Source organism: Streptomyces sp. NBC_00249 (assembly GCF_026342355.1).
GTDB lineage: Bacteria > Actinomycetota > Actinomycetes > Streptomycetales > Streptomycetaceae > Streptomyces.
Genome location: NZ_JAPEMV010000001.1, coordinates 131,790 through 153,185, shown reverse-complemented (window position 1 = coordinate 153,185; position 21,396 = coordinate 131,790). Strand labels below are relative to the sequence as shown.

Sequence of the window (21,396 nt, the reverse complement as noted above, 5' to 3'; positions counted from 1 at the left end):
TGACAGGCCGTTTCCTGCGACTTGTCCGTGATGTTCAGTCAGTCGACACGCCCCTTCCCCGGCGTGGCATCCAACGATATTTGGGAGTAGTCATGCGCATGCGCTCTGTCCTGACGGCGTCTGTCCTGGCCGCGGGCATCCTGGTGGGCGGCGCTGGAGCCGCGCTGGCCAACGACGGAGTCGGTATCGACTCCTTCTCCGGCGGGCGCGCGGGCTTCGCGGCCACCTGCTCGTCGTTCGCCGGCATCCCGGCGGCGGTCGGCCCCCTCTACACCTCGAACTGTGCGGCCGAGGGCGAGCGCGAGTGGGCCAAGTTCCACCACCTCGGCGCCTGACACCGGGCGTCAGTACGGGGGTGGTTCGGCCGAACGCGCCAACTGCCCCCGTACCGCCCGCACAAGCCCCGAACTGCCCCGGTCCTCGGTCCGGGGCAGTCGTGTTGCCGCCCCGCGAACCTCCCTGGCGGCCGTGCCTTCCCACGTCACGGTGCCGTGCGGACGAACACCTCGTGCAGGGTCAGGTCCGTGGCTTCCAGGATCTGTTCCAGTGTCCTGATCGCTTCCGTTCCCCGGGTCGTCGGGCGGGGGGACTCACTGTGGAAGCGGGTCGCGGGGGTCGCCGGGGGCGAGATGCGGTAGCCGTTCCAGATCCGGCCCGTCAAGCGGACCAGGTCGGGGGAGTTCCAGGCCAGGAAGCAGGACTTGCCGCGGCTGGCCGCGCGGACGAGGGCGGGGCCGGGCAGCCGCGCGGCCAGGAGGGTGGCCGCCTTGGCCGCCGAGGCCTGGACGTTGCCGAAGGATCCGGTGACCTCCCAGATGCCGTCCTCGTACGAGGCGGACATCCCCAGCTCCGCGAGTTCCCGTACCGCCTCGGCGCGCGGGTCCCTGACCGTACGGGCCCTCGCGGCCAGCGTCTCCAGGTCGCTCCGGGTCGCGACGTGCCCCGACTGCCCGCCGGCCGGCAGGAACAGGTCCTCGGCGTCCGAGGCCTCCGCCCGCCCCACCGCCACGCGGCTGCGCGCCCACGCCGCGGCGGACAGCGGGTCCGGATCGGCGCCCTCGACGTCCCCGTGCAGGCTGAGCAGCGCCATCAGCACGGCCAGGGCGGCGTCCACCCGGCGCCGTAGCTCCGGCGGTTCCCCTTCCGGGTCGGCGGGCGCCGCCAGCGCGGTCACCAGCTCCGCGGTCGTCCCGCGCCAGCCGTAGTCGCCGTCGTCCCACAGCCCGGTGGCGAGCAGCTGGAGGTGCAGGCGGGCGACGAGCAGGCCCACCGGGGCGGGGAACCGCGGCTGAGGGGTGGTGTGCGCGTCCTCGGCGAGGCGGCGCACGAGGCGGCGTATCCACGCCTGGTGGTAGGGGCGGGACTCCGGCGGCACGCACAGGACGTACTCGGCGGCTGCCTCCGGATCCGGCAGAGGCGCCTCCTCGCCCCCGTCCTCGTACGCGTTCTCGTACCCGTCGTCGGCCGTGACGGTGATCTCCGAGATCCGCCACGGCGTCGCCGCCCGCGGCCCGGGAAGTTCCGGAAGGTCGACGTGGAGGGTGCCGAAGGCCAGCTGGGTCAGGTCGGTGCCGAGCGCCCTGCGGCAGTCGGCGAGGTACGCGGCCCAGCCGTCCGGGTGCCGTACGGACAGCGCCCGCGGCGCGGCACCCGTCGCGGCGTGAGCCGTCGTGCTCTCGGCGGTCAGCTCCTGGAGGCGTACCAGGTCGTTCTCGAAGCGGCGCGCGGCGGCCGGGTCCCCGAACAGTTCCTGCGGCGTGTACGCGTATTTCAGCCTCGGCGTCGTGTCCGCAGTGCCGCGCGGCGCGCAGTGCTCGGCGCTGTAGAGGAAGGCGACGGCGGACTCGGCGTAGGAGCCGTCGGGGAGGGTGCAGCTGACGCGGACGGCGGAGCCGGGTTCCGTCCCGCCCACGGGCAGGTGCTTGCGCAGGACGCCCGGCGGCAGGGTGGCGACCGGGGTCCACGAGCCGGGCGAGCCGTCGGGGGAGAGCTCGACCTGTACCTCGACGCCGTCCGGCCGCCTGGCGAGGACGACCTCCAGGCCGACCGGCTCGTCGGCCCTCGCCCCCAGCAGGATCAGCGACGGGACGTCCTGGCGGCGGCCGGGGCCCTCGGCGGTGAGCGTCAGGGAGCCGAGGGGGAGCGACGGGCCGGCGTCCGGGAGCAGCGGTCGGGTGCCGGAGGCCAGGACGGCGAGCTCGCAGTTGGCGGGGTGAGCAGTGGCGTCGCCCGTCGCCCGGCCGAGTGCGGCCCGGGTCAGGTTGGGGCTGCCGACGAGGGCGTGCCACCGGTCGCCGACGCGCCATTCGATCAGCTTGCCGTGCCGGACGCGGTTCTCCTCCAGTCCGCGGACGCGGGCCGAGGGATGCCCGGCGAAGGCCTTGGCCAGACCGTCCGGGTCGTAGCTGCTCCAGTGGCGTTGCAGGCCGAGGGTGACGTCCGCGGGGGAGAAGAGGTCGAGGAGCCTCGTCAGGGTCTCGCCCGAGGGGTCCACGAAGGGTGCGTGCAGGCGCAGTTCGTCCACCGGGCCCTCGCAGGTCAGCTGCTCCAGGAGCGGGCGCGTCAGGTTGTGCACCAGGCGCGTCCCGGACGGGTCGGGGGCCGGATCGGGCGCGGACAGGTACCGGTCGGCGAGGAGGCCGGCGATCCGGGCGAGGTCCTCCCCCCACCACGGGGCCATGGCCACGCTCCCGGGCAGGGCTTCGAGCCAGTCCGCCAGGTCCGCGAACACGGGGTGCGAGGCCCCGTCCTCGGTGGCGACGACCGTCCACAGCTCGTCGTTCGCGCCCCATCCCGACAGGGTCGGGTTGCCGGAGCCCACCGCGAGGCGGCAGGCGTGCTCGCCGAGCAGCAGCGCCACCTTCGGATGGAAAGCGCCGCCGCCGCAGCTGGCGACTCCGTGCAGGTAGCCGCGGCCGGCCTGGCGTACGTCGACGGCCTGGTGGAGGCCGTGTCCGGCGTCGCCCAGGATCCCGACGCGGGCGCCGAGGTTGCGGGCCATGGGGACGGCCACCGCTTCGAGGAAGGGGAGGTCGACGGTGAAGCCCAGGACCAGGAACTCGTGCAGCGGCGCCTTGTCGGTGCGCTCCATCCACTCGCGCAGGAGGGTGACGGGGGAGGAGTAGGAGGTGTGGACGTACGGCCCGTCGCGGTGCTCCTCGTACGGCTCCTGCTGCCCGTTCACGCGGCCACCTCCAGGTCCAGGATCCGCCGGCCCGCGTCGGTCAGGGCGATCGAGCCCCGGCCCTCCGCGAAGAGGCCGAGCTGTACGGCGAACGAACGGAGCTGCGGGATGCGGGTGCCGATCTCCGCGTCGCTCTCGTCGTCGCTCTTGAAGTAGCGGTCGTTGCGCATGTGCAACCGGGAGAAGATCTTCAGGCCCCCCGTCGCCGGGTCGGGCCGCAGCTTGCGCAGGGCGACCCGGCGGGACTGCGCGAGCATGTCGTCGACCAGCCGGGCCGCCAGGTCCCGCACCGGACGGTCCCCGTACTCGCGGACGAGGCCCTCCACCCACCGGGGGTCCAGGAACTCGGGACGCCCACCGAGGAACACGGCCCGCGCGTCCCCGCCCAGCGCGCCCTCGCGCGAACGCAGGCCGCCGGCCAGCAGCAGCCGTACGTCCCGCCAGGGGCTCCGCTCCTCCTCCAGCAGCCCCGGCTCCACCCGCTCGGGATGCCCGGCCCGCGAGGTCAGGGGGCCGAGCGCCGCGAGTTCGCTGCTGACGGTGCCGCCGGGGACCTGGTCGGCCAGCCAGTCGCGCAGGTCGGCCGCCGACATGTCGCCGGAGCCGCTCTCCCCCTCCTCCCCGCCCACGTGCCCGACCAGGTCCGCCCAAAGCCGGCGCCAGGCGGAGACGGAGTAGTGGCGCAGCAGCAGCCCGCGCCAGCCGGCCGCCTCCCGGATCGAGGCGAGTACGGGATCCTCCGCGAGCCGCGGACCGAACACCACGGCGGAGCGCATCGCTTCGGCGCAGGAGTCCCCGCCGTGGAGGTCCACGGCACGGCCGAGCGTACGGAGCGTCGCGCGCCGGGTGCGGTCGGCCGGACCCCAGCGCGGGGGCTCGTGGACCCCCTGCTCCGTGGCCGTCAGCACCGACACCAGCCACTCCCGCTCCACCGGGCAGCTCTCGCCCAGCGCCGCCCGGCCGGCCCCGGCGAGCGCGGCCCGGCCGATGTCGGGGGCCTCGGTGGCGGCCAGCGCGAGCAGGGGCGCGAGCAGATCCCGGACCCCGTCGGGGCAGCCGTGCCGGCCGGGCCGGAACCCGTCACGGCCGTGGTCCACCAGCCCGAGCACGCGCGCCGGCCCGCCGTACTGGGCCCAGAAGCCCCAGTGGCGGGGCGAGTACCGGTCGGCCGCGTCGCCGAGGGCCAGGGAGCCCTCCGACAGGCGGGGACGTACGCCGTCGTGCCCGTGCGGCCACAGGGCGTCCGCGGGATCCGCGCCGTTGCCCTCCGCCTCTTCGGCCGCCTCGATCTGTACGGCGGCCAGCAGGACTTCGGCGCGGCGCAGCAGGTCGCGGCACCGGGCGTCGTCCAGCCCGCCCCGCTCGGCCTCGGCGGCTGTGGCGGCGTAGAGGGAGAAGTAGCGGGCGTAGCGCGTCTGGCTGGACAGGCCGGGCACCAGCTGCTCCACCGCCCGCATGACGGGCCCCTCGACGGCCAGCGGATACCGCGGATTGCGCTGCCCCAGCCCCTCCCGCGCCCACGCCGGCCCCACCACGTCCACCGTCATCCCGCCGCCCCCCACCGTCGACCCCGCCGGCCCCCATCATGCCGCGTGCGCGCGGGTGGGGGCGCGGGGGGTCTACCCGGCGTCACGGGGGCGGCTACCAAAGCCAGTTGAGCCGTGCTCCCCCTACGGCCGGTCCGCGAAGCAGTGGTACGTGCGGAGCCTGTAGGAGCCGGGACGCCGTCCGGTGTGGCGGCGGCCCGGCGCCCCGGCGGGGGCGTCGGATCAGGCGGTGCCGGTGGTGTGCGCGTCGCCGCCGGATTCGAGGGCGAGCCTGCGCAGGAGCGGCCCGTACTCGGGGTGGGCCAGGGCGGTGGCCATCTGGGCGACCAGGTAGTCGGCGGGGTTGCCGGTGTCGTACCAGCGTCCGGAGATGACCTGCCCGTACACGGCGCGGGTGGCGGCGTAGGCGTTGATGGCGTCGGTGAGATAGATCTCGCCCCGGCGGTGCTCGTACCAGCGGCGGGTCTGCTCGCGGAGTTCGTCGACGACGGCGGGGGTGATGACGTAGCCGCCGATCGCGGCGTACGAGGACGGCGCGTCGGCCGGGTCGGGCTTCTCGACCAGACCGGTGATGCGCAGCAGGCCGTCGCCGAGGTCTTCCTTGACGACGGGTACGCCGTAGCGCTGGGAGTCGGCCGGCTCCATCGGCAGCAGGGCCAGCACCGGGCAGTTCGTGCTCTCGTACGCGTGGATGAGCTGCTGGGCGCGGGGCACCTCGGCGACGAAGACGTCGTCCGGCCACAGCACGAGGACCGGTTCGTCGCCGAAGGCACGGGCGGCGTTCAGGACGGGGGTGCCGTTGCCGTACGGGCCGTGCTGGTCGAGGTAGGTGATGTGGCCCCGCCGGGACAGGTCACCGACCTCCTCCACCGCGTCCGCGTACGCCTCCTTGCCGTCGGCGCGCAACTGCTCGACGAGGGCCGGGTTGGGGCGGAAGTGGTCCTGGATGAGGGACTTGCCGCCGGAGACGACGATGGTGATGTCGGTGATCCCGGACGCGACGAGCTCGCGGACGGTGTGTTCGATCACGGGCCGGTCGCCGACCGGCAGCATCTCCTTCGGCGTGGCCTTGGTCAGCGGCAGGAGCCGTGAGCCGAGTCCGGCGGCGGGGATCACAGCCCTGCGGATCGTCGGGGTCGAAGGCATCAGGAGCGCTCTTTCGATCGGGCCGCGTGCCGCACCGGCCGGCACGACACGCCCCGACGCTACCAACGCCCGGCCGCACCGCTCCCTGCCACTGTCACGTCGCCGACTGGGTGGTCAGGCGCGGCAGCGCAGCATTTCCAGCGGTGGGTTGAGGTTGGCGACGAAGGAGACCGGCGGGTCGAGCAGCGCCGTGGTCCGGACCTGCCGACCGGTCTCGACCTCCTTGCCGGTGAGCTCGGTGCGGAAGCCGTACCGCTCCGGGGGCGATGACGAGGTCCTCCCGCTCAGCGGAAATCCGGCGTACCCGTGATCTGCGAAAGCTGTTCGTTCCGTTAACATGTTCGAGTTCACGACGACGACGTTGACATATGATAAAGCGGCTGAAAATTGACATCTACGGTAGCGCGAGTGATTTCGCGAATAGGCGGCGGAGCCGGCTTCGCCGCATGGCGACGACCACGCGTTCTGCTGTGGGGCGTCGTGAGTGTGGTGACGCTCGGATTCTTCATCGCGCTGGAGATCGCCGCACGCCACTACGGTGAGCTGGGACCCCTCACCAATCAGGCGCGCGAGCTGATATTCGCCCCCAAATCGGGGACGGTGCTCTACGTCAGCATGGCCCTGATGATGGTGGTCCTCACCTGGCGGCAGCGGTTCATCGCGGTCGGCGCGGCGGTCGGCATCGACGTCGTCTTCTGGCTCGTGCGCCGCGCCGTCGGCGCCGAGATGATGTTCGGCAACGGCGCGCTGTGGGTGACGGTGGCGTGCGCCGTGATCGCCGTCACGCGCCGTACCGGCCGGGAACGCGTCCTGCTGCTGCAGGGCGTCGGACTGGCCCTGCTACTGGTGACCGGCCGCAAGACCGGCTACACCTGGCTGCTGATCACCTCGAAGACCCGGCCGACGGTGCTCGACCAGTACGTGGCGACCGCCGATCACGCCCTGGGCAACCCGTCGTGGCTGGTGGGCCGGATCGTCGAGGCCACCGGCACGGTCGGCGCCCACGTGCTCGAGTGGGTCTACATCCAGCTGGCGGTGGCCGCGGTCGCCGTCGCGCTCTACCAACTGCGCCACGTGGCCGCCGAGCGCCGCTTCCCCCGCCACCACCTGGTGCGTACGTTCCTCGTCATCGGCCTGCTCGGGCCCGCGATCTACATGATCTTCCCCGTGGTCGGGCCGATCTTCGCCTACGGCGCGGACGGGGGCCAGTGGGCCGTCGCCAACCTGTGGCCCGACACGCCGCCGCCGGTCGGTACGCCGCTCGCGATGCCCTTCGACGAGGTCACCCCGCGCAATTGCATGCCCAGCCTGCACACGGCGTGGGCCACCGCGATCTTCATCCATTCCCGCAAGGGGCCGCTGGCCCTGCGGTTCGCCGGGGCGTTCTGGCTGATCGCCACGCTCGGCGCGACGCTCGGCTTCGGCTACCACTACGGCGCGGACATCCTCGCCGGTGTGGTGTTCACGCTCACCATCGAGACGGCGCTGCGCGCGATCGACTACGGCTGGGACCGGTCGGGAATCCGGCTGGCCTGCTACGGCGCCGCCGTCTTCACCGCGCTCCTGCTGTCGTACCGCTATCTGTCGGTGGAGATGGCCCACTATCCGTGGGTGTTCGGGCCGCTGCTCGTCCTCGCGACGGCCTCGGTGATCTACGGCTACGCACGCACCGCCAAGCGGTGGGACCGCAAGCCCGTACAGGTGCACCTGCCGGAACCGCGACGCGAATCGCAGCCCGAACTGGTCTGAGCGCCCCACCCCGCCACCCCGCCCCCTGAGTCCGTCGCGCCCCGAAGCGTCGGCCAGGGGGCGGCTGTGTGTCCGGGAGGCGCGGTGTCGGCGTCAGCGCAGGGCTGCGGCGACCAGGCCCTCCACGCAGGCCAGCAGGCTGTGGGTGCGGGCGTCGGTGTCACGGACGCCGTGTGCGGCCGGGAAGGCGCGTACGAGGTCGCGCCCCGCGTTGGCCCGCGGCACCAGGATCTCGCGCAGCTACTGCGCACCGTCACCGTCGAGCCGGTGTCCTTGGACACCGGCTTCGAGCTGACCTGGGGCCACGACATCCACGAGCTGGCCGTGACCCGCGACGCCCGCCGAGCGGGCCGGATGGCTCCCGTGTCCGGATCTGCCGCCAAGTCGTCATGGCCGCCGGCCGACGCGAGCGGAAGGATCTGGGACGTGACCGGCGCACTCCGCAGGGGGAGCCGAATTCCGCTCCTGCCCGTGCGGAGTGTGCCCTGGCGAACCGCACGACAGAAGCAGAAGGAGACATCATGCACGGCAAGGCCCGGACGATATCCGCGGTGGCGGCCGCCACCATTTCGGTCGTCTTGTTGGCTTCCTGCTCGTCCGGGGCCGGGACGAAGGCCGGAAAGGCCACCGCCACGTCGGCCTCCCCGACCGCGGCCCCGGCAGCGACCGGGACCCCCGGCCCGGGAAAGCAGGCCCGGTCCGAGTTCCTCTCCTTCCCCGAGCCCGGCCGCACCTGGAAGGAACTGCCGGACACCGGAGGGGTGAAGTACGCGAACGTGCGGGGCGACCTCGCCGGAAGCGGTGACTACGAGGCGTTCGTGTCCTTCCCCGCGGGAAAGGACAACCCGGAGCACCACCACAAGCAGGAACTTCCCACGGTGGTGCTCAAGGGCACCTTCTACGCGGAGTTCGACGGGAAGCGCGTCCGGTACCCCGCCGGCTCCTACTACAGCCTCCCGGCCGACCGGCCGCACCTGAGCGGCTGCGAGAAGGGGGAGGACTGCCTGCTCTTCCAGTACCAGCGGGACCACTTCGACCTGATCCCCACCAGGACCGGGTGACCGCCGGCGCGCGGCGCGCCTACTTCGGGTCGCGGTCGAACCTCGAGGTCGACCAGAAGTAGCCGAGCACGGTGAGGCCCACGCACCAGCCGACGGCGAGCCACCCGTTGTGGCCGATCTCGCTGCCGAGCAGCAGTCCGCGCAGGGTCTCGATGGCCGGGGTGAACGGCTGGTACTCGGCGATCGGCTGGAACCAGCCGGGCATCGAGTGGACCGGGGTGAAGGCGCTGGAGAGGAGCGGCAGCAGGATCAGCGGCATCGCGGTGTTGCTGGCGGCCTCGGCGTTCGGGCTGACCAGGCCCATGCCGACCGCGATCCAGGTGAGCGCCAGGGCGAAGAGCACGAGCAGCCCGAACGCCGCCAGCCACTCCAGGGCCGTGGCGTCCGTGGACCGGAAGCCGATGGCCACGGCGACGGCGCCCACGAGGGCCACGCTCATGACCGACTGCAGCACACTGCCGACCACGTGCCCCACGAGCACCGAAGGGCGGTGGATCGCCATCGTGCGGAAGCGGGCGATGACGCCCTCGGTCATGTCGTTGGAGACGGACACCGCGGTACCGACGACGGTGCTGCCGATGGTCATCAGCAGCAGGCCCGGGACGACGTACGCGATGTACGCGGAGCGGTCCGGGACGCCGCCGCCGATGCCGGCGCTCATCGTGTCGCCGAGGATGTAGACGAAGAGCAGCAGCAGCATCACCGGCGTGAGCAGCAGGTTCAGGGTGAGGGACGGGTAGCGCCGGGCGTGCAGGAGGTTGCGGCGCAGCATCGTGGACGAGTCGCGCACGGCGAGGGACAGGGAGCTCATCGGACATTCTCCTTGGGCTGGTCGGGGACACCGGCGCCGCCGGTCAGGGCGAAGAACACGTCGTCGAGGTCGGGGGTGTGCACGGTCAGCTCGTCCGCCTCGATGCCGGCCGAGTCCAGCCGGTCGAGGACGGCGCGCAGCTCGCGCTGGCTGCCGTCGCTGGGGATCTGCAGGGCCAGCGCCTCGTCGTCCCGGGTGACGTCGCGCAGGGCCCGGGCGGCGGACCGGTAGGCGGCCGGGTCGGCGAAGCGCAGGCGTACGTGCCCGCCGGGGATGAGCCGCTTGAGCTCCTCGGCGGTGCCCTGGGCGGCGATCCTGCCGTCGTTGAGCACGGCGATGCGGTCGGCGAGTTCGTCGGCCTCCTCCAGGTACTGGGTGGTGAGGAAGACGGTGACGCCGCCGGTGACCAGCTCGCGGATGATCTGCCACATGTTGTGGCGGGAGCGCGGGTCGAGGCCGGTGGTCGGCTCGTCGAGGAAGATGATCCGCGGGTTGCCGACCAGGGTCATGGCGATGTCCAGGCGGCGCTTCATGCCGCCGGAGTAGGTGGAGGCGGGCTTCCTCGCCGCCTCGACTAGGTCGAACCGTTCCAGCAGCTCGGCGGCGACCCGCCGGCCCTCGCGCTTGGACAGGTGGTGCAGGTCCGCCATGAGGAGCATGTTCTCCTCGCCGGTGATCAGTCCGTCGACGGCGGAGAACTGTCCGGTGACGCCGATCGCGGCGCGCACGGCCTGCGGGTCGGTGGTGAGGTCGTGGCCAGCGACCTGGGCCTGGCCGCCGTCGGCGGCGATGAGGGTGGACAGGATCTTCACGGCGGTGGTCTTGCCGGCGCCGTTCGGTCCGAGCAGCGCGAAGACGGACCCGGCCGGGATGTACAGGTCGATGCCGTCGAGGACGGTCTTGGCGCCGTACGACTTGCGCAGACCGACGGCGGAGACGGCGGCCGGCGAGGGGCGGCCGTCACCGTCACCCTGCTGCCTGGATGTGGGCATGACAAAAGAAGGCATGAGGCCCTCCGTTCGAAGGCTGAGGTGGGTCGGGGGAGTGGGTGGGGGGATGCTGGTCGTTTCGGTGTCAGGCCTTGGCGCGGCGGACGTCGATGTTGCCGTGCCGGGTGCGGGCGCGGATCTTGACGGTGTCCTCGGACGCCTCCGGGCTCTCGGACGCGGTGAGCGCGTTGCGCACCTGGCCGGAACCGGAACTGACGTCGAGCCAGGCGGCCGTTCCCTCGCGGACGCCGACCTCGATGGCGCCGTAGGAGGTCTCCAACTGGACGGTTCCACGGGCCACTTCGCCCACCCGCAGGGTGCCGTGGGCGGTGGTGGCGGTGACCGAGTCCTCGGCGCGCCGGATCTCGATGTCGCCGTTGGCGCCGCTCACCCGCAGCTCGCCCGTCGCGGCGCCGACGGTCGTGGAGCCGTGCGAGTTCTTCAGGACGGCGGGTCCGTCGACGAGGCCGACGCGCACGCTGCCGGAGCTGGTGGTGATCTCCGCCGGGCCCTCGACCCGGTCCACGGTGATCGAGCCGTGCGACGCGGTCAGCCTCAGCGGGCCGGTCGTGTCGAGGCGTACGTCGCCGGACGAGGTCTTCACGTGGACCTCGCCGAGCCGGCCCTCGCCGAGCACCTGGGTCCAGGCGCCGGTCGTGTCGACGCGCGAGGCGGTGGGCAGTTCGACGGTCACGTCGACGACGCCGGTACGGCCGAGGCCGAGCAGATTGGACTTGGGCGTCCTGACCGTCAGCACGCCGCTCGCGTACGTGACCTCGGTCTGCTCGGCCGCCCGTACGTCCTTGTCCTTCTTCGGGTCGCGGGGCCGCACCTCGACGACGGTGTCGAGGCGGTCGCCGGCGGTGAACTGGAGGGAACCGGCCTCCACGTGCGCGGTGACCGAGATCGGTTCGGGAGTGTCGAAAGAAGGCATGGCTGTCCCGTCCTCTTGGCTCTTCGCGGCGTCCCCGCTGGTGGGACGTCGTGTGGTGTCGTGTGGGTGAAGTGGTGCGGGAGAAGGGCGCGGGCGCGGCCAGGCCGTCTAGTGCTGTGGCCGGAAAGGTTTGCCGGGTCGCGGTGTCCGGTGCGGTACCTCGCAAGGCGGAGGGCCGCCGCTTGTACTGGACGTACTCGGGTGGTCCGACAACGCCGCGAGGTGCCGTGCCGGGCGCCGTGACACGGTGAACCTTTCCGGTCACAGCACTAGCGCACCCAGCCCGTGAAGCTCTGTCCGACGGTCCTGGTCTTCTCCGTCGGCCGCGGCCGGGTGCCGCCGTCGACCGCGGCGGAGACGGCCCGCACCAGCCAGGCGTTGACGGACAGGCCCTCGCGGCTCGCGGCCTCCTCGGCGCGTGCCTTGAGGTGGGCCGGCAGTCGCAGATTGACGCGGGCGGTGCCCCCCTCGTCGCTTTCGGCGGGCGCCTGCGCCGTGAACGGTTCCAGGGGCGCGGGGGGCGCCTCCGCGGGGCCGTCGGTGGGCGGCAGCGTCACCACGAAGTCGGGGTCGATCCCACGCAGCCGTACGTCGACCGAGCCGGGGGCGAGCTCGCGGGTGATCTCGTCCATCGCGGCGGAGAGCACGTTGAGCATGGTCAGCCGGGTCGCCGACTCCAGGGGAGCGGTGAGCCTCTCGGCCAGCGCGCGGGCTTCGTCACCGCCGGCTTCGGCGGCCACCGCGAGCTCGCGGCGGAGGGTGTCGACATACGGCGTGAGGTCCATAGCGCCATGATGGCGCCACAATGGCGCCATGCGCAAGCCGCGCGGCGAGATTTCTGGGCCGCCTTCTGGTGACGCCGCTCTGACCTGCGAAAATACCCTGGCGCCTACCTGGGTGCAGGTGGCGCCATGCGGGCTCGTGCGCCTTCGGTGGCGCCATGTGGCGCCGAGTGGCACCAGATGACGCCAAGCGGCGCCACCTGGTGCCGGTGGTGCCGGCAGGGCGGGACCGCCCGCGTCCGGGCGGCCACCGGCTGGTCCCCGTACGACCTCCTCCTCGCACCAGGGGACTTCTCCGGAGACGGCCGACAGGACCTGATCGCCCGCGACGCCGACGGTGACCTGTGGCTCCACACGGGCACCGGGGCCGGCTCCTACGCCTCCCCGGTCAAGATCGGCAACGGCTGGAACGTCTACGACCTGCTGCTCTTCTGAGGGGAACGGGCGCGCTACCGGGACGCAGCCGGTCCGGGGCGGACCTTGAGCTGGCGGAGGGTGTAGCCGTCGTGGGCCGGGTCCAGGGACCGGGTGGCCGTCTTGAACAGGTGCTCGGCCCGTTCGTAGGACAGCCGACGGCGGCCCGTGTCCGGGCACAGATCGGCCGGCGCGGGCGTGCGGGCCGGGCCGGGCCGCCGGTCGGAGAGGAACACCGGGCCCCGGGTCCGGCCGGCCAGCAGCTCGGGCAGCAGCCGGGCGGTCCCGGAGCGCCAGCTCACCCAGCTGCGGCCCGCGCGGGCCCGGCGGTCCTCCAGGTCCAGGTCCTCGACGTTCAGTGACAGGACGGCCTTCACCCCGGCCGCCGACTCGTGCAGCAGCCGCCACAGCGTCCGTTCCCGCAGGGGCAGACCGGGGTGGTTCCACAGCGCGTCGAGCTGCGCGGACCCCAGCGCCTGCGACCCGGAACGGGACTCCGTACGACGTTCCAGCCCTGCCGAGAGGTCGCCCAGGGAGGCCCAGGCGCTGAAGGAACGGACGGCCGCCCGGTGCCGGTTCCACGTGGCGGGCGCAGCCCCGCCCCAGGCGGTCGCGCACACCTGTGCCACCTGGCCCGCCGTCAGGGAGGCCAGCGGCCGCCGGTCGCCGAGGGCCAGGCACAGGCGGCGCAGGGTCTGCCCGTACGAGCGGACCGTGGCGGCGTTCAGTTCCTCCCGGGCCAGGAACGCCTGGGCGGCCTGCCCGAGCGTGGGCCCGGACGGGCCCGCGGCGGCGATCGCGTCCCCGCGACGGCGCAGGAAGGCACGCTCGGCGGCGTTCCGGGTGAGCGAGGCCGCCCGGTGGAACTCCAGCCGCGCCTCCTGGTGCCGCCCGAGGCGGGCCAGCAGGTCACCCCTGACGCTGGGAAGGAGGTGGTAGTCGCGCAGCGCCGGATCGGTGGTCAGGGAGTCGACCAGCTCGAGGCCCGCCTGCGGCCCGTACGCCATCCCGACCGCCACCGCCCGGTTGAGCTGGACGATCGGCGTCGGCAGCAGCTGCGCCAACCCCGCGTACAGGGAGGCGATCTGGGCCCAGTCGGTGTCCTCGGCGGTCCGCGCCTGCGCATGGCACACGGCGATCGCCGCCTGCAGCAGGTACGGGCCGGGCGGGCCGCCGGCCTCCCGTGCACGCAGCATCGCGGTGAACCCGCGGCGGATCAGCAACTGGTCCCAGCGGCCGCGGTTCTGCTCGTGCAGCTGGACGGGCTCGCCCGACGGCCCGGTGCGCGCGGCCGCCCGCGAGGCCTGGATCTCCATCAGCGCGACCAGGGCGTGCACCTCGGCCTCCTGCGGCGCCAGCTCGGCCAGCAGCCGGCCCAGCCGAAGCGCCTCCAGGCAGAGCCCGGGCCGCATCAGATCGTCGCCCGAGGTCGCCGAGTAACCCTCGTTGAAGATCAGGTAGATGACCTCCCGCACCGACGAGAGGCGCGCGGCCAGCTCCGCCCCCTCCGGCAGGTCGAAGGGCACGCGCTGTTCGGCCAGCGTCCGCTTGGCCGCGGCGATGCGCTGGGTGATCGCCGCCGGCGTGGCGAGGAAGGCCCGCGCGATCTCCTCGGCCGTCAGACCGCCGAGCAGCCGCAGAGTGAGCGCCGCCCGGTCCTCGGTCGCCAGCACCGGGTGGCAGGAGATGAGCATCAGCCGCAGGACGTCGTCCTGTTCGGGATCCGCCTGCGGGACGTCCGCGGGCCGCGCCGACTGCTGGTCCAGCTCGTGGGCGAGCTGCTCCTGCTTGCGCGTCAGCCGCTCGGAGCGCCGTATGTGATCGACGGCCCGTCTCTTGGCGGTGGTCGTCAGCCACGCGCCGGGGTTGTCCGGGACACCCGTGGCGGGCCACTGTTCGAGCGCGGCGACCAGCGCGTCCTGGGCCAGTTCCTCGGCGAGGCCGACGTCGTGCACCATGCGCGTGAGCGCGGCGATGATCTTGGCCGACTCCAGCTTCCAGACCGCGTCGACGGCGCGATGAGTACCCAGCACAGGCACGATGACAGCACCCGCCCCGGCCCGCTCGCAAGCCGGGGCAAGCGCCCGCCACCGTTCCGGTCAGGGACCGAAGACCTGCTGGACCACGCTCTCGCCGTCACCGACGATCCTGCGGAAGCGGCGGGCCAGCTCGATCGCCTCCTCCTGGGAACGCACCTCGATCAGCGCGAAGCCGGCGACGGCCTCCTTGGCCTCGGCGAACGGCCCGTCGGTCACCGTGATCTCCTCGCCGGAGGAGGTCACCCGGACGCCGCCCGGCTCCAGACCACCGGTGGCCAGCAGCACACCGGCCGCCGTCAACTCCTCGACGAACCGGCCCATCTCGGCGAACAGCTTCTCGTCGGGGGCGGTGTCGGAAGGCTTGGTCGTCATCAGGTAGCGCATGGGAAGTCCCTCGTCTCGTCGTGCGGTCTCCGTGCTTGCACCTGTACGTCGAACAGACCCATGTGACAGGGAACGCCCACCATTCCCTGTCACATCCGCGGATCGACGTACCAACGAGAGCAGAGCCGGACACGACGAACCCGAGAGGCACACGATGACCACCCAGACCCCCGCCGCCGCCACCGCTTCCCCCGCCGCCACTGGCACCCGGGCCGCCGCCACCCGCTCCCTGCTCACCTGCGCCGTCGTCGGACCCCCGCTGTGGGCGGTCGTCTCCCTGACCCAGGCCGCGGCCCGCGAAGGCTTCCACATCACCCGCCACCCCCTGAGCGCGCTCAGCAACGGCTCCCTCGGCTGGCTCCAGATCGCCAACTTCCTGATCGCCGGAGCCCTGCTCGCCATCGGCGCGACCGGCCTGCGCAAGGCCCTGCACGCAACCCCCGGAGGTACCTGGGCGCCACGGCTCGTACGGATCGCCGGCATCGGCATGATCGCCGCGGGACTGTTCGTCATGGACCCGGCCGACGGCTTCCCCGCAGGCACCCCCTACGGCGCACCGGCCACCCTCACCTGGCACAGCTACGCCCACTTCGCTGCCGGGTCCCTCACCTTCACCTCACTGATCGCCGCCTGCTACGTCCTCGGCCGCCACTTCGGCCGGGCCGGCGACCGAGGCCGCGCCCTCGCCTCCCGCGTGGCCGGCACCGCCCTCCTCCTCGGCAACGGCTGGGCGATGACCGGCGGCAAGGCCGGCACCCTCACCCTGGCCGTCGGCGCCGTCACCGCGATGCTCTGGATCGCCGCCACCGCACACCACTACCGCCGCACCCACTGAGCCACCCCTGCACCCCACCCCGGCCGGATGCCGCTGTGCTGTCAGCACAGCGGCATCCGGCCGCGCGCACGCTCCCGCATCGGGCGAAGGGACCGCTCTCCGCCGCCGATCGCCGACGTGGCAGGGGACCCCGGCGGCGGGGTCCGCCATACGGGCGCCGTCCCGGGCCCGTCCGGCACGGTGCCCGGGCGTGTGGCGCCGGGTGGAGGATGCTGGGGCCTCCGACCTGCAGGAGGGGCCCGTGAACGACCCGAGCGCTCGAGCGGGACGAAGGCCGGCGTCCGACGCGCCGGGCCATGACGCCGCGGGTCAGGCCGGGGTCGTCGGCGTCGGGCTCGCCGCCGTGCTGACGTTCGCACTGGCGCAGGGCTCCTGGCAGTGGTTCGCCACCTTCATCGGGGTGACGCTGTTCGCGGTGATCTTCGCCTTTCAGGGGCGGCCGGCGTGGACGCCCGGCATCCGAACGCCGTACATGCGCAGTCTGGTCGCCTATGCGCTGGTCGTCGGCCTGTGCGTCGCGATCACACTCGCCCCCATGCTGCAGCGCTGGGACTGGCTGTTCCCCATGTCCGGCACGCGGAGCGGCTGCCAGGAACTGGGCAGGTACGAGGCCGTCCGGACGAGGGCCGCGCTGGGAGACCTGGCGGACCGGGACAGGGCCGCCCTGGCGTACGCGCAGGTGAAGCAGAGCGGGGAGGCCGTCGCCGACTGCCTGTCAGCCACCACGACCCTGTGGCTGCCCCTCTACGGAGCCGGGGCAGCCGTGCTGGTCGGCGCCGGCGCGTGGCTTCGCGACCGGGCCCGGTCGAGGGAGGGCCTACGGCCCGCATCCTCGTCGACCGGACCGGCGGCGAACGGGCCACAGCCCTAGGCGGTCCTCGGCGACCGTGACCGCGACGGCGGCCGCGACGGCCCCGGCCCGGCCCGGCCGGTCGAGTGTCAGTGCCATGCCCGAGGATGAAACGCATGATCCAGATTCTTCCGCTGGCCCTGCCGGGCACCCTGGTGGACCACCACCGCATCGATATGACCGTGCTCTACTCCAAGGGCTGGGGCGTCCACGCCGTCGACGTCGCCGGCGCACCGAGCGGCGAGGTGTACGCGCTGTACAGCGTGTACCGCCACACCTACGGGATCGCCGACGACGAACAGGACCCGGGGACGGCCAACTTCGGGTACCGGATCATCACCCGGTACTCCGCGTCCGGCGAGGTCCTGGCGAGCGCCCTCTTCCCCACGGGCGGCAGGAAGAACTCGGATTCGGCCGTGGCCGACGGCGGCGAGATCAACCTGTGCGTGCTGCCCGACGGCACACTCGCCGTGAGCGCCGGCCCGAACAACACCACCCTCGTCGCCCCGGACCTGAGCCGGGTCCTGGCCGTCTACGACTCGGGGGACCGGCGCCCGTTCAAGGAGTTCACGCCGGGCGACCCCTTCGCCAGCTCCATCAGCGTCACGCCTTCGGGCCGCCTGCTGTGCACCGTCGCCGAGTACGGCGTCTGGAGGTACGGCAACACCCTCACCAACATCGTCGGCCTGGCCGACGGCAGCCTGACGGCCGAGTCGAAGCCGCAGATCAGGGCACTCGCCTCGCTCGACCCCGAACCGGCCCGCCACAGTGACGCCGATCTCCAGGCGCACGTCACCCACGCCTCCGCCCCCCTCGGCCGCACGAACCGGCCCCGCCCCGCGCTCACCGAGACCACGGCCGGCGAGGACCGTCTGTCGGGCTGGGACCACTCGCACCTCGGCCGGCCCGTGCCCCTGGCCGACGACCTGTTCGTCGTCCCCTTCTACGCCAAGACCTTCCGCGGCGGCAGCCGGGGCCAGCCCTTCGTCTTCGCCCTCGTCGACGACCAGGGGAAGATGACCGGCCGCCTCCACGGCATGCACGCGTGGCGCGACTCGCCCTTCACCGGTTTCTACTTCGACGTGGCCGCCGACCCGCACCGGGGACACGCCTTCCACCTCAACCGCTACGGCCTGTACGCCTGGAACCGCAGCGGGGTCCTGCGCGCCAAGCTGGACACCGCGACCAAGGCCTTCAAGCCGCTGACCCACTTCACCCTCCGCTCCTGCTCCGCCGACGGCGACCTGCTGCTGGTCCACACGAAGCAACACCTGATCCTGCGCGTCCCCGCCCCCGAGGACCTCGGCGAGCTCCCGGCCGCCGTCGAGGAGGCACTGCACGCGTACGGCCGGCAGCGCGCCGCCCTGAAGAAGGAATGGGGGCCCGTCAACTGGCACTGGACGCAGACCTCGGCGCCGGTCCACCGCCTCTGATCCGCTCAGTTCCCCCTCCCCGGGCGCCCGGGCCCTACGGTGGCCCCATGACGCCGACCACCGTGTCCTGGCCCGCCGCCACCGCCCGCCGGATGAGCCGCCAGTGGCTCACCACCCCCGCCCCCGCGGGCACCGGGCCGGCCGAGGTCGCGGCCCGCATGCTCGGCGCGCACGCCCAAGTGGCCTCGGCCGCCGAGGTCTCCCTCGCGCTGCGCACCGAGGGCGCCACGCGCGCGAACGTGCGCCACGCGGTGACCGGCGACCACACCCTGGTCAGGACCTTCGGCCCGCGCGGCACCGTCCACCTCCTGCCCGCCGCCGACCTGTCCTGGTGGACCGGAGCCCTGTCCGCCCTCCCCGCCGGCCCCGGCCCCTTCGCCCCCGACGTGCGCATGACCCCCGCGCAGACCGAAGAGGTCCTGGCCGCGATCGCCGACGCGCTCACGGGCACGGAACTGACCGTGGACGAACTGACCGAGGCCGTCGTACGGCGCGCCGGCCCCTGGGCCGGGGACCCGGTGATGCCCGCCTTCCAGACCCTGTGGCCGCGCTGGCGCCAGGTGACGCACACCGCCGCGCACCGAGGGGTGCTGGCCTTCGGCGCCGACCGGGGTCGCAAGGTGACCTACACCAACCCCGGCTGCGTACCGCAGGACGCCGACGAGTCCCTGGCCCGGCTCGTGGACCGCTACCTGCACGCCTACGGTCCGGTCGGCGCCCAGGACTTCGCGCTCTGGCTGGCCGCACCCCGGGCCTGGGCCGCGGAGCTGTTCGCCTCGCTCGCCGCCGGGGGCCGGATCGAGGAGGTTTCCTTCCCGGTGGGTCGGGCCGGGCCCGCGTACGTCGTCCCGGGCGACACCGCCTTCCCCGACGAGCCGGCCCGGGGTGTGCGCCTGCTGCCGTACTTCGACGGCTACGTCATCGCCACCCGCCCCCGCGAACTGCTCTTCCCCGGCCCCGCGGCCGGCCGCGCCCTGGCCGGCGGGCAGGCGGGCAACTATCCCGTCCTGCTGATCGACGGCACCGTCGCGGGCGTCTGGCACCAGCGCCGTGCGGGCCGCCGCATCGTGATCACGGTGGAGCCCCTCGCCCCGCTGGCCGCGGCCCATCACCGGGCCCTGGAACACGAGGCGGAACGTACGGCCGTCATCCTGGAGGGGGTCGCGGACCTGACGGTCGGCACCGTCACCGTGGGCCCGCACGCCTGATCCGGCGCCGCGGCCGACAGCCGGCCGTCGCCCTGCTCAGCGACGACCTGACCGCGCAGGCGACCTAGCGCAGGCGCCTCCAGAAGGGGGGTACCTCGCCCTCGATCCGGTCGGCTTGGGGGGTGACCTCGCGGGGGGTGACGGTCCAGGGGCAGTCGCAGGTGATGACCAGCAGGCGCGCCCCCCGCTTCAGCGCGACCGTGCTCCGCGCCGACTTGTACCCGCTGTACAGGTGGAGCCGCGAGCCGCTGCGCCTGATGGCCTCGAGCTGGAACCAGGCGTCGTCCTTGCGGTTGCGGTGCCTGACGGCGAGGTCGACGGCCGGACCGGCGTACGCCAGGACGTCCGGACCGGCCCCCTCGACGTGCTCCGAGACCTCTCGTAGCACCGAGACCGGACTCACGGTGATCTTCCACTCGCCCCGCGCCTTCACGCGCAGCCGCAGCACGCCGTTCCCGTCGTGGTCGACGATCCCGCGCCCGCTGAACTCATCCGCCCAGCTCTGGACGACGGCCGGGGACCGCTCGTTGTTGCGGTGGTCCAGCGCCGCGACCTCGAGGAGGCTTTCCCCCACCCTGACCACGTCGACCACGGCGAACCCGGCCGGCATGGGAACCTCCACCCGGACGATGTCATTCCCCTTGCCCTCCTGGGAGAAGACGGGGAAGTCCGGGCCGAAGTCGGTCGGGAGGCTGTTGAGCCGCGTGGTGACGGTACCCAGCAGGGGAGCGCCGGACTTGGAGACGGGAGTGCCGGCGGGCACGGGGTACGCCGGGGCGGGTGCGGCCGTGGATGCCGCGACGGCCGGCACGGCCTCCGAGGGAACCGGCGCCTGCGGAACCGGAGTTGCCGCCGCCGGAAGGGGCGGGGCGGGCGGGGGAGCCTCGGGCAGCCGTGGCGCGGGCGGCGGCGCGGCGGTCGCCTCGGCCTCCGGCTCGTCCTCCTCCACCGTGAACCCGTAGTCCGTGGCCAGCCCCGGCAGCCCGGAGTCGTAACCCTGTCCGACCGCGCGGAACTTCCAGCCCCCGTCCCGGCGGTAGAACTCGCCCAGCACGTACGCGGTTTCGGTCGTCGCGTCGTCCTCGTCGACCGAGTACACCACCAGGCGCTCACCCGTCACCGTGCTGACCGCCTCCAAGTACAGCCCCGGTACGTCCCCGAACGTTCCGCCCTCGGCGGAGGCCGCGATGAGGATCCGCTCCACCTCCGGCTCGACCCGGCCCGGGTCGATCTCCAGCCAGTCCGCCGTCCGCCCGTCCTCGCCCTGGGCGTTGCCCAGGAGCTGTACGGCGCCGGAGGCGTGCGAACGCTGGTTGTAGAAGATCAGGTCGCTCCGCCCCCGCACCTTGCCGCTGTCGTCCAGCAGCAGCGCCGCCGGGTCGAGTTCGGGCACACCGGGCCCGGCCGCGCCACGGACCACGGCGACCCGTACGGGCTCGCCGGACATGGGCAGATTGCCCCCCTTGATGATCTGCGTCATGGCGGCATCGTCGCAGGTCGGATGAGCTTGCGTCGAGCGTTTGTGCCCAAGGGGAGCGGATCGGCTCCGTCAGCCCCGCCGGCCGGGGTCAGCCGCCGGATCCCGGCAGCGCCCCGGGGCCGGCCGGTCCGTCGGGACCCGGCGAACGGGGCAGCTGACGGCGGCCGTTCTCGTCGTTCTCGACGGCGCGGGCGATCTCGTCGAGCAGGGCGCGCGCCGACTCGGCTCCGGAGGCGTTCGTACCGTCGACGGTGATCACGGTGCGCCCGCCCTCGCGGTCCTTCTCCCAGGACACCTTGAACCGGCCGGCCCGCAGTCGGATCCAGGACTGCACCACCGCTCCGAGCGCGATCAGCCCGGCGGCGCCCACCTCGGCGATCAGCCCGTACAGATCGCCGCCCAGGGTGCCCGGCCGGATCGGGGCGCGCAGTTCCTCGACCCGGCCCAGGCTGGGCTCCGCGCCGAGCTTGGCCGCGAGGTCGCGCCAGTCGTCGGCCTCCACCGAACCGGTGGGCCCGTCCGCGGTGAAGCTGATCCTCATGTGATTCCT

Annotated in this window: 20 protein-coding genes and 1 pseudogene; 8 read left to right on the top strand and 13 right to left on the bottom strand. The window is 73.2% G+C overall.

Annotation, left to right across the window (positions count from 1 at the left end):
- Positions 1-92 precede the first annotated feature (92 nt).
- Positions 93-335 carry a hypothetical protein gene (locus OOK31_RS00725; RefSeq protein ID WP_267010322.1) on the top strand — a complete coding sequence of 81 codons (243 nt, stop codon included), beginning with the start codon at positions 93-95 and terminating at the stop codon, positions 333-335.
- Between the two features lie 146 nt (positions 336-481).
- Here OOK31_RS00725 and OOK31_RS00720 read toward each other — a convergent pair whose 3' ends face one another.
- From OOK31_RS00720 to OOK31_RS00705, 4 genes are all read right to left on the bottom strand, one after another.
- Positions 482-3,184, bottom strand: a complete 2,703-nt coding sequence (locus OOK31_RS00720) for a hypothetical protein (RefSeq protein WP_267010321.1) — start codon at positions 3,182-3,184, stop codon at positions 482-484.
- Positions 3,181-4,731: a hypothetical protein gene (locus OOK31_RS00715; protein ID WP_267010320.1), complete on the bottom strand. Its 1,551-nt coding sequence runs from the start codon at positions 4,729-4,731 to the stop codon at positions 3,181-3,183. Before OOK31_RS00715 ends, OOK31_RS00720 begins: the two co-directional genes overlap by 4 nt.
- Before the next feature lie 222 nt (positions 4,732-4,953).
- A complete protein-coding gene (locus OOK31_RS00710; RefSeq protein WP_267010319.1) occupies positions 4,954-5,877 on the bottom strand; it encodes a UTP--glucose-1-phosphate uridylyltransferase in 924 nt (307 codons plus the stop codon).
- A gap of 114 nt (positions 5,878-5,991) precedes the next feature.
- The gene (locus tag OOK31_RS00705) at positions 5,992-6,228 is read right to left on the bottom strand and encodes a hypothetical protein (protein WP_267010318.1); all 237 of its coding nucleotides are present in this window, start codon (positions 6,226-6,228) and stop codon (positions 5,992-5,994) included.
- Positions 6,229-6,357: 129 nt separating this feature from the next.
- Here OOK31_RS00705 and OOK31_RS00700 point away from each other — a divergent pair, with 129 nt between their 5' ends.
- Complete coding sequence (locus OOK31_RS00700) at positions 6,358-7,626, top strand: phosphatase PAP2 family protein (protein ID WP_267010317.1); 1,269 nt, start codon at positions 6,358-6,360, stop codon at positions 7,624-7,626.
- Between the two features lie 120 nt (positions 7,627-7,746).
- Here OOK31_RS00700 and OOK31_RS00695 read toward each other — a convergent pair.
- Positions 7,747-7,866 (bottom strand): annotated as a pseudogene (locus OOK31_RS00695) (TetR family transcriptional regulator); the annotation flags it as partial.
- 281 nt (positions 7,867-8,147) lie between these two features.
- On the opposite strand from OOK31_RS00695, the gene OOK31_RS00690 reads away from it, so the two are divergent.
- Positions 8,148-8,687 (top strand): cupin domain-containing protein, encoded by a 540-nt coding sequence (locus OOK31_RS00690; RefSeq protein WP_267010316.1) that lies wholly within the window; start codon positions 8,148-8,150, stop codon positions 8,685-8,687.
- 19 nt (positions 8,688-8,706) lie between these two features.
- Here OOK31_RS00690 and OOK31_RS00685 read toward each other — a convergent pair whose 3' ends face one another.
- The 4 genes from OOK31_RS00685 to OOK31_RS00670 all read right to left on the bottom strand — a co-directional run bounded on the left by OOK31_RS00685 (position 8,707) and on the right by OOK31_RS00670 (position 12,206).
- Entirely contained in the window at positions 8,707-9,498 is a 792-nt protein-coding gene (locus OOK31_RS00685; protein WP_267010315.1) for an ABC transporter permease, read from the bottom strand.
- Positions 9,495-10,490: an ATP-binding cassette domain-containing protein gene (locus tag OOK31_RS00680; protein WP_267010314.1), complete on the bottom strand. Its 996-nt coding sequence runs from the start codon at positions 10,488-10,490 to the stop codon at positions 9,495-9,497. The genes OOK31_RS00685 and OOK31_RS00680 overlap by 4 nt, the downstream gene beginning before the upstream one ends.
- A gap of 82 nt (positions 10,491-10,572) precedes the next feature.
- On the bottom strand, positions 10,573-11,421 hold the full coding sequence (locus OOK31_RS00675) for a DUF4097 family beta strand repeat-containing protein (protein ID WP_267010313.1): 849 nt from the start codon (positions 11,419-11,421) through the stop codon (positions 10,573-10,575).
- A gap of 269 nt (positions 11,422-11,690) precedes the next feature.
- Positions 11,691-12,206, bottom strand: a complete 516-nt coding sequence (locus OOK31_RS00670) for a toxin-antitoxin system HicB family antitoxin (protein ID WP_267010312.1) — start codon at positions 12,204-12,206, stop codon at positions 11,691-11,693.
- Positions 12,207-12,383: 177 nt separating this feature from the next.
- Between OOK31_RS00670 and OOK31_RS00665 the strand changes: the two genes are divergently transcribed.
- A complete protein-coding gene (locus OOK31_RS00665; RefSeq protein ID WP_267010311.1) occupies positions 12,384-12,638 on the top strand; it encodes a hypothetical protein in 255 nt (84 codons plus the stop codon).
- 14 nt (positions 12,639-12,652) lie between these two features.
- On the opposite strand, the gene OOK31_RS00660 is transcribed toward OOK31_RS00665, so the two are convergent.
- Together OOK31_RS00660 and OOK31_RS00655 are read right to left on the bottom strand one after the other, a co-directional pair.
- Positions 12,653-14,650, bottom strand: a complete 1,998-nt coding sequence (locus tag OOK31_RS00660) for a sigma-70 family RNA polymerase sigma factor (protein ID WP_267010310.1) — start codon at positions 14,648-14,650, stop codon at positions 12,653-12,655.
- A 66-nt stretch (positions 14,651-14,716) separates the two neighbouring features.
- Positions 14,717-15,040, bottom strand: coding sequence for a YciI family protein (locus OOK31_RS00655; RefSeq protein WP_267010309.1), 324 nt, complete (start codon positions 15,038-15,040; stop codon positions 14,717-14,719).
- Between the two features lie 154 nt (positions 15,041-15,194).
- On the opposite strand from OOK31_RS00655, the gene OOK31_RS00650 reads away from it, so the two are divergent.
- The 4 genes from OOK31_RS00650 (at position 15,195) to OOK31_RS00635 (ending at position 19,366) form a co-directional block, all read left to right on the top strand.
- Complete coding sequence (locus tag OOK31_RS00650; RefSeq protein WP_267010308.1) at positions 15,195-15,875, top strand: DUF998 domain-containing protein; 681 nt, start codon at positions 15,195-15,197, stop codon at positions 15,873-15,875.
- A 241-nt stretch (positions 15,876-16,116) separates the two neighbouring features.
- A complete protein-coding gene (locus OOK31_RS00645; protein ID WP_267010307.1) occupies positions 16,117-16,746 on the top strand; it encodes a hypothetical protein in 630 nt (209 codons plus the stop codon).
- A gap of 95 nt (positions 16,747-16,841) precedes the next feature.
- Positions 16,842-18,158: a hypothetical protein gene (locus OOK31_RS00640; protein ID WP_267010306.1), complete on the top strand. Its 1,317-nt coding sequence runs from the start codon at positions 16,842-16,844 to the stop codon at positions 18,156-18,158.
- A gap of 47 nt (positions 18,159-18,205) precedes the next feature.
- The gene (locus tag OOK31_RS00635) at positions 18,206-19,366 is read left to right on the top strand and encodes a winged helix DNA-binding domain-containing protein (RefSeq protein WP_267010305.1); all 1,161 of its coding nucleotides are present in this window, start codon (positions 18,206-18,208) and stop codon (positions 19,364-19,366) included.
- Between the two features lie 64 nt (positions 19,367-19,430).
- Here the strand turns inward: OOK31_RS00635 and OOK31_RS00630 are convergent, their stop codons facing one another.
- Together OOK31_RS00630 and OOK31_RS00625 are read right to left on the bottom strand one after the other, a co-directional pair.
- The gene (locus OOK31_RS00630) at positions 19,431-20,846 is read right to left on the bottom strand and encodes a TerD family protein (RefSeq protein WP_267010304.1); all 1,416 of its coding nucleotides are present in this window, start codon (positions 20,844-20,846) and stop codon (positions 19,431-19,433) included.
- 88 nt (positions 20,847-20,934) lie between these two features.
- The gene (locus OOK31_RS00625; protein ID WP_267010303.1) at positions 20,935-21,387 is read right to left on the bottom strand and encodes a hypothetical protein; all 453 of its coding nucleotides are present in this window, start codon (positions 21,385-21,387) and stop codon (positions 20,935-20,937) included.
- Between the last annotated feature and the right edge of the window lie 9 nt (positions 21,388-21,396).